At 60.5% G+C, this 7,493-nt stretch carries 4 protein-coding genes, 1 tRNA gene, 2 rRNA genes and 1 pseudogene (1 of these 8 cut by a window edge); 6 read left to right on the top strand and 2 right to left on the bottom strand.

The window, feature by feature from the left end:
* The 3 genes from OIM94_RS05995 to OIM94_RS05985 form a co-directional block, all read left to right on the top strand.
* Window positions 1-2,494 (top strand): 23S ribosomal RNA (locus OIM94_RS05995) (it extends 298 nt beyond the left edge of the window).
* Window positions 2,495-2,614: 120 nt separating this feature from the next.
* Window positions 2,615-2,729, top strand: a 5S ribosomal RNA gene (gene rrf, locus OIM94_RS05990).
* Between the two features lie 84 nt (window positions 2,730-2,813).
* A tRNA-Met gene (locus OIM94_RS05985) sits at window positions 2,814-2,890 on the top strand.
* 90 nt (window positions 2,891-2,980) lie between these two features.
* Here the strand turns inward: OIM94_RS05985 and OIM94_RS05980 are convergent.
* Window positions 2,981-4,056: pseudogene (locus OIM94_RS05980) on the bottom strand (IS3 family transposase).
* Window positions 4,057-4,117: 61 nt separating this feature from the next.
* Entirely contained in the window at window positions 4,118-4,744 is a 627-nt protein-coding gene (locus OIM94_RS05975) for a TetR/AcrR family transcriptional regulator (RefSeq protein WP_264609183.1), read from the bottom strand.
* Window positions 4,745-4,927: 183 nt separating this feature from the next.
* On the opposite strand from OIM94_RS05975, the gene OIM94_RS05970 reads away from it, so the two are divergent.
* From OIM94_RS05970 to OIM94_RS05960, 3 genes are read left to right on the top strand one after another with little or no spacing between them, the layout of a single operon-like run.
* Complete coding sequence (locus OIM94_RS05970) at window positions 4,928-6,109, top strand: FAD-dependent oxidoreductase (protein WP_264609182.1); 1,182 nt, start codon at window positions 4,928-4,930, stop codon at window positions 6,107-6,109.
* Window positions 6,106-7,023, top strand: a complete 918-nt coding sequence (locus OIM94_RS05965) for a sugar phosphate isomerase/epimerase family protein (protein WP_264609181.1) — start codon at window positions 6,106-6,108, stop codon at window positions 7,021-7,023. The genes OIM94_RS05970 and OIM94_RS05965 overlap by 4 nt, the downstream gene beginning before the upstream one ends.
* Window positions 7,016-7,417: a DUF6379 domain-containing protein gene (locus OIM94_RS05960; RefSeq protein WP_264609180.1), complete on the top strand. Its 402-nt coding sequence runs from the start codon at window positions 7,016-7,018 to the stop codon at window positions 7,415-7,417. Before OIM94_RS05965 ends, OIM94_RS05960 begins: the two co-directional genes overlap by 8 nt.
* Window positions 7,418-7,493 lie beyond the last annotated feature (76 nt).

Raw genomic sequence — 7,493 nt, 5'->3', positions numbered from 1 at the left:
CGCGGACCAGGCCAGTGCCTGATATTCAACTAGCAGAAGCTTCTGGAAAGTAGCGCCATAGCGGGTGACAGCCCCGTATGCGAAAGTGATGTATCAGGACTCGAGTAGGGCGGGACACGTGAAATCCTGTCTGAACATGGGGGGACCACCCTCCAAGCCTAAATACTCGTACATGACCGATAGCGAACTAGTACCGTGAGGGAAAGGTGAAAAGCACCCCGATGAGGGGAGTGAAACAGTACCTGAAACCGAATGCCTACAAGCAGTTGGAGGGTCCTTGAGGCCTGACAGCGTACCTCTTGCATAATGGGTCTGTGACTTAATGTATCAAGCAAGCTTAAGCCGATAGGTGTAGGCGCAGCGAAAGCGAGTCTGAATAGGGCGACTGAGTTTGATGCATTAGACCCGAAACCCGGCGATCTATGCATGACCAGGATGAAGGTGCGGTAACACGCACTGGAGGTCCGAACCGATTAACGTTGAAAAGTTACCGGATGAGTTGTGCTTAGGGGTGAAAGGCCAATCAAGCCGGGAAATAGCTGGTTCTCCGCGAAAACTATTGAGGTAGTGCCTCGGATGAACACCCTAGGGGGTAGAGCACTGGATGGATGCGGGGGTCGCGAGATCTACCAACTCTAACCAAACTCCGAATACCTAGGAGTGATATCCGGGAGACAGACGGCGGGTGCTAAGGTCCGTCGTCAAAAGGGAAACAGCCCTGACCTACAGCTAAGGTCCCCAAGTCACGTCTAAGTGGGAAAGCATGTGGGAATCCCAAAACAACCAGGAGGTTGGCTTAGAAGCAGCCATCCTTTAAAGAAAGCGTAACAGCTCACTGGTCTAAACAAGGGTTCCTGCGGCGAAGATGTAACGGGGCTCAAGACGTGCACCGAAGCTTAGGGTGTGCAGCAATGCACGCGGTAGCGGAGCGTTCCGTAAGCCTGTGAAGTGGAAGGGTAACCGACCATGGAGGTATCGGAAGTGCGAATGCAGACATGAGTAGCGATAAAGAGGGTGAGATGCCCTCTCGCCGAAAGACCAAGGGTTCCTGCGCAAGGCTAATCCGCGCAGGGTGAGCCGGCCCCTAAGACGAGCCCGAAGGGGGTAGTCGATGGGAACCACGTTAATATTCGTGGGCCTGGTGGTGTGTGACGGATTGCGTGTGTTGTCAGCTCTTAACGGATTGAGCTGGCTTCGAAGCAGTCCCGGGAAATAGCCCCACCGTATAGACCGTACCCGAAACCGACACAGGTGGTCAGGTAGAGTATACCAAGGCGCTTGAGAGAAGTGTCCTGAAGGAACTCGGCAAATTGCCTCCGTACCTTCGGAAGAAGGAGGCCCAGCATAAGCGCAAGCTCTTGCTGGGGGCACAGGCCAGGGGGTAGCGACTGTTTAGCAAAAACACAGGGCTCTGCTAAGTCGGCTTCAAGACGACGTATAGGGCCTGACGCCTGCCCGGTGCCTGAAGGTTAAGTGGAGGAGTGCAAGCTCCGAAATGAAGCCCAGGTAAACGGCGGCCGTAACTATAACGGTCCTAAGGTAGCGAAATTCCTTGTCGGGTAAGTTCCGACCTGCACGAATGGCGTAACGACTTCCCCACTGTCTCCAGGACATGCTCAGCGAAATTGAATTCTCCGTGAAGATGCGGAGTACCCGCGGTTAGACGGAAAGACCCCGTGCACCTTTACTGCAGCTTCAGAGTGGCAGTGGAGAACAACTGTGTAGAATAGGTGGGAGGCTTTGAAGCACCGGCGCCAGCTGGTGTGGAGCCACCAAGTGAAATACCACCCTGTTGTTCTTTACTGTCTAACCTCGTACCGTCATCCGGTACAGGGACCCTCTGTGGCGGGTAGTTTGACTGGGGCGGTCGCCTCCTAAAGAGTAACGGAGGCGCGCGAAGGTTGGCTCAGGCCGGTTGGAAACCGGCTGTTAGAGTGCAATGGCATAAGCCAGCCTGACTGCGAGACTGACAAGTCGAGCAGAGACGAAAGTCGGTCATAGTGATCCGGTGGTCCCTCGTGGAAGGGCCATCGCTCAACGGATAAAAGGTACGCCGGGGATAACAGGCTGATAACCCCCAAGAGCTCATATCGACGGGGTTGTTTGGCACCTCGATGTCGGCTCATCACATCCTGGGGCTGGAGCAGGTCCCAAGGGTTTGGCTGTTCGCCAATTAAAGTGGTACGTGAGCTGGGTTCAGAACGTCGCGAGACAGTTTGGTCCCTATCTGCCGTGGGCGTCGAAATTTGAGAGGAGTTGACCCTAGTACGAGAGGACCGGGTTGAACATACCTCTGGTGTACCAGTCGTTCTGCCAAGAGCGCAGCTGGGTAGCTATGTATGGACGGGATAACCGCTGAAAGCATCTAAGCGGGAAGCCTCCCTCGAGATAAGATTTCATAGAGCGGTCGAAGACCACGACCTTGATAGATCGGATGTGGAAGCGCGGTAACGCGTGGAGCTAACCGATACTAATTGCTCTTTTCGCGCTTGAGAGTTTCACACCCCCATCGACAACCCTGGGTTGTCGCAATGCAGGGTGGATGAACATTCCAGCCTTTGACAGTGCACGATTTGAAACCCAATTTCCCCCTTCGCCCACACCGGCTTCATTGCTTGGTGGCCATAGCGTCTGTGACCCACCCGATCCCATCCCGAACTCGGCCGTGAAACCAGACAGCGCCGATGGTACTATTGCTCAAGCAATGGAAGAGTAGGTCGCCGCCAGGCATTGAAGCCGGTGTCGGCAAAGGTACGGAAACCAAAACCCATTCACATGTCCCCCGTTCGCCCTCCTAAGGGCACCAGTTTTGGCGCGGGGTGGAGCAGCCCGGTAGCTCGTCAGGCTCATAACCTGAAGGCCGCAGGTTCAAATCCTGCCCCCGCAACCAAACACCGACATACAAACCGCTTCAGGACTTCCTGAGGCGGTTTTTTTATGCGCGTTTTTTAGGGCTTACGCCCTGACCTGCTCCCCGTTTTCAGGCCGCGGATAACTTAGCTCGGTTGTCCTTATTCCCTTGGCGGGGGCGGCTCGTAAACTCGGCGGGCGCCAACCCCCCAAGGCTGCTGTGCGGACGCACGGTGTTGTAGTCCGTCCGCCATGCCTCGATGATCCGTCTTGGTGCTGCCAGCGACGGGAGCAGGTGCTCGTTCAGGCACTCGTCGCGCAAGCGACGATTAAAGCTTCCGACGAAGCCGTTCCGCTGCGGCTTGCCCGGCGCGATGTAATGCCACTCGACCCCATATCCTGACACCAGGCGAGGATGGCGTGACTGGTCAGTTCGGTACCGTTGTCGCTGAACACCATGCACGGCAGCCCGCAACGTTCGGCGATGGCACTCAGTTCACGACCGACCCGCCGGCCCGACAGCGACGTGTCGACGATACAGGCCAGGCATTCGCGGCTGTAATCGTCGATGACGTTCAGCATGCGGAACCGCCGGCCGCAGGCCAATGCGTCCGAGCGCGTTGTCGAGCGACCAGCGCTGGTTGGATTCGTGCGGAATCGCCATCGGTGCCCGCGTGCCGAGCACCCGCTTGCGGCCGCCACGCTTGCGCACTGTCAGCCGCTCCTCGCGATACAGCCGGTACACCTTCTTCAGGTAGCCGAACCGTCGACGCTCGTCCGCGATCTCGCGCATCCGCTCGCGGACAGCATCGTCCTTCCCGCGAAGCGGCTCATATTGCCACGCCGGCGGATTGACCCCGACCAGCCTGCAGGCACGACGCTCGGAGAAACCGTGATCGGCCATCCGCTTCTCCACCGCAGCGTAGCGCTCCACAGGCCGCATCCGTTTTTTTGCCAACAGATCCTTCAGCGCCGACACGTCGAGCATCGACTCCGCCAGAAGCTTCTTCAGCCGCCGGCTCTCGTCTTCCAGCGCCCGCAACCGCGCGGCGCCAGAAACCGTCAGGCCGCCATATCTCGACTTCCAGATGTAAAAGGTCGCATCGCTGATCCCGTGCTTCCGGCACAGGTCGGCGGTCTTCACGCTAGCCTCATGCTCCCGCAGCGCGCCAATGATCTGATCCTCGCTAATCGGCTTCGCCGCATCACTCGTCTCCAGCTGACGAGCTAACTTACCAATGGCATGATTTCTGGGGAGCAGGTCACCTCAAGTCGTCGGGAGGCTGACGGCAGCCTCGACCGCGAGGATCATCGTGCCGCGCGCGACTGCATCCGGGGTGCTGTCGGCAGGCTCGAACGGATCGATCAGATGCTTGTTGCGGAGCGCAGCAAAGCCGTAGACCGTTGACCACAGGGCTAGAAGTCGCAGCGTCCGCGCGTCTTCCGACAGCGATGGCAACGCCGCATCCAGCTGCGCCTGAAGTGCATAGCGACCTGCATGCTGGTGTGCCAGCAAAGCCGGATCCGCCATTGGGCTGGTCAATTCGCTTTCGTACATCAGTTGGAGAAGTCGTGGATTGGCCTGCGCGAAAGCGATGAAGGAGAGGCAGAGTGCCAGCAGCTTCTCCTTGGCAGTTGCGCGCGAAGACGACGCCCTCGTCGCCGCCGCGCCAAGTTCCGAATAGCCATGAAGCGCGATCGCCAGCAACAGGTCTCGGCGGTCCTTGAAGTGGTGATAGGGCGCGCCCGGCGACACACCCACCGCCTGTGCCAGCGTCCGTACCGAAAGGCCATGATGGCCATGGTCGCGCACATAGCCCAGTGCTGCTTCAAGCAATTCCCGGCGCAGATCTTCGCGATGATAGGGGCGTCGCTCGGTGAGGTCGGCGGACATGGTTTTCAGGATCTCCTGGCTCCCCTTAAGCCAGCGACCTCAACTTGCCAATAATCTGATTGCTGTTTAAATGCCAATCTAATCACGAATCAGATCGGCGGCGCTTAGACGCCCGCCACGAGGATGAGGAGCAGGTCGATGGCATCCGGGCGTATTGCGGTAATAGGTGCTGGCCCGGGCGGCATGGCGGCCGCGCTGGCGGCGATCCGCGTCGGGTTCGAGGTGACTTTGTACGAGCGTTCGGGCGAGGTGAAAGCCGCCGGCAATATCCTGAACTTGTGGCCGCCGCCCCAGAAGGTCCTCAAGCTGATCGGCGTCGACACCGAGGATCTCGGCGCCCCGTGCCAGGTGTTCTTCCGCAGCGCCAAGGGCAAGAACCGCGCGGTGGTGAACCTGCCGGAGGCGGTGGTGCAGGAATATGGCGGCGGCTTTATCGGACTGCTGCGCTGGGGATTGTACCAGCGAATGCTGGCGGCCTTGCCGCCTGGCGTCCTCGTGCTGGGACATGAACTGCGAACGATGACGGATCACGGCAATTCCGTCCGCCTCGACTTCGCCAACGGCGCCACCGCCGAGGCTGACGTAGTGATCGGTGCCGATGGCATCCGGTCACTGGTGCGCCAGCAGCTCTGGGGCGAGCAACCGATCCGGCACCAGCGGCTCCACCTCGTCGGGGGCTATCTTTTTGTGAACGACGCGCTCGACGGCATCGGCGTGCTGTCGCACGACCGCACGACGCAGGTGAGCTACACTCCGATCCGCCACGAGGGCAAATCGGGCTATGAATGGTGGGTGCTGGATGCGTGCGATCCCGACGCACCGCCGCCCGCCGATCTGCTCGGCTTCTGCCGGGAACGGGCGAAGCGCTTCCCGGCCAAGGTGCAGGAACTGATTGCCGCGACCCCGCTCGCCCATCTGCAGCGCTGGGAGATCCGCGATCGGCCGCCGTTGCCGCAATGGTCGAAGGGCAGGGTAACGCTGGTTGGCGATGCCGCGCATCCCACCTCGCCCTATGCCGCCTATGGTGCGGGCATGTCGATCGAGGACGGCTATTTCCTCGCCCGCGAACTGGCGGCGGTGGATATCGCCGACACTGCGGCGGTGCAGGGCGCGCTCCAGCGGTACGAGGATCGCCGCAAGCCGCACACCGCGCAGGTGACGCAGGGTGCCTATCACACGGGCCGCATGTTCCATCACCTGCCCGCCCCGATGCGGCCGATCCGTGATCTGGTGTTCGATCACACCCCCTTCCTGCAGAAGATGGTCGGCGACGACATGCCCGCGCATATCGTCGCGCAGCTGGCCGAGATCGAGGACGCGGAACCCTATGTCCCCATGCACCGGCGCTCGGAGGCTGCAGTATGACGTTCCAATATGGCGTATCGCTCTACAGCTATACCGATGACTTCGGCACCGTGCTGACGCTGGACGATGCCTTCTACCATGTCGCCGAGGCGGGGGCGGCGGGGATCGAGATCCTCGGCGAAACCCATCTCGCCCACTATCCCGAGCCGCCAGCCGGCTGGTTCGATCGTTGGTTCGCGTTGGTCGAGCGCTTCGGTCTGCAACCCACCAACTATGGCTGCTGGGTCGATACCTGTGTGCAGAAGCAGCGGGTGCTGACGGCGGAGGAGGCAAGCGCCACGCTGGCCCGTGACCTGCAGCTCGCGCACCGGCTCGGCTTCCGCTTCGTGCGGCCCAAGTTCGGGGTGATAGACGACGAACTGACCCCGCATCCGATCTGGGAGGCTGCGGTGGAGCGCGTGCTCGACCTCGCTGCTAGGCTCGACGTGGTGATCTGCCCGGAGATCCACGCGCCGACGCCGATCCGCCATCCGGTAGTGGAGGGCTATGTCGATTTCATCCAGCGCACCGGCACCAAGCATTTCGGGCTGCTGATCGATACCGGCATCTTCCAGGATCGACCGTTGCCCTATTGGCCCGGCGAGACGCCCGAGATGCGCGAAAATGCAATGAGCTTCCTTAACGGCATCAAGGTGCCGGTGGAGCACCTTGCCGAGGTGATCGACCATGTCGTGTTCATCCAGGCCAAGTTCCATCATATCGACGCGCAGCTGCACGACCACCACATCCCGTGGGAGCGAGTTGTGCCGATGCTGAAGAAGCTCGACTACAGGGGCTGGCTGTCCAGCGAATATGAAGGCGTGCGGGACCCCTGGATCGCGATCGAGCAGGTCCGGCGGCAGCATGCGCTGATCCGCAACCTCGAGCGCGCCTTTGACGCGCGGACCAGCAACGGGGAGCAGGCCCATGCTTGAACGCAGCACGATCCAGAGCAGCGGTTTCTCGAACCTGGGGCCGGAAGGTGCGCGCACCGGCTTTCGACTGCGCCTGCGCCAGCCCAATTATCGCGGCATGCGCCTTTCGCTGATCGAAGGCGTCGACGTGGTGGTGGATGGCGAGCGTTTCGCCGCTGCCGACAATCGCATCCTCTTCCGGGGGCGAACGTACGGTCTGGCCGATCTGGATGGCGAGACTGAAACCCGCTGGCCGGTGGGCGAGACGATCGACGTGCTGATCGATCGACCGGGCGGGCTCGTGCCGGGGGTCCATCAGGTGGAGACCATCCTCTGGATGCGGCACCCCTATTTTCCGCCGCAGTTCCGGCCTGTGCCGATGCGCGACGCGCGGGAGGCGACCATCGTCCTGTAAGCGACGGTCGCAGCCATGGATCCACGCCATGGATAAGCCGGATCGACAGCATCGATTTTCCTGACGATGCAGCCAA

The sequence above is a fragment of the Sphingomonas sp. R1 genome (genome assembly GCF_025960285.1).
Taxonomy (GTDB): Bacteria; Pseudomonadota; Alphaproteobacteria; order Sphingomonadales; family Sphingomonadaceae; genus Sphingomonas.
This window is presented reverse-complemented; position numbering and strand designations above follow the sequence as displayed.

What these genes read in the sequence shown, in the direction of transcription:
- OIM94_RS05960 (WP_264609180.1), top strand. Translation starts at nt 7,016, where the DNA reads ATGCTTGAACGCAGCACGATCCAGAGCAGCGGTTTCTCGAACCTGGGG.
- OIM94_RS05965 (WP_264609181.1), top strand. Translation starts at nt 6,106, where the DNA reads ATGACGTTCCAATATGGCGTATCGCTCTACAGCTATACCGATGACTTC.
- OIM94_RS05970 (WP_264609182.1), top strand. Translation starts at nt 4,928, where the DNA reads ATGGCGGCCGCGCTGGCGGCGATCCGCGTCGGGTTCGAGGTGACTTTG.
- OIM94_RS05975 (WP_264609183.1), bottom strand. Translation starts at nt 4,744, where the DNA reads ATGTCCGCCGACCTCACCGAGCGACGCCCCTATCATCGCGAAGATCTG.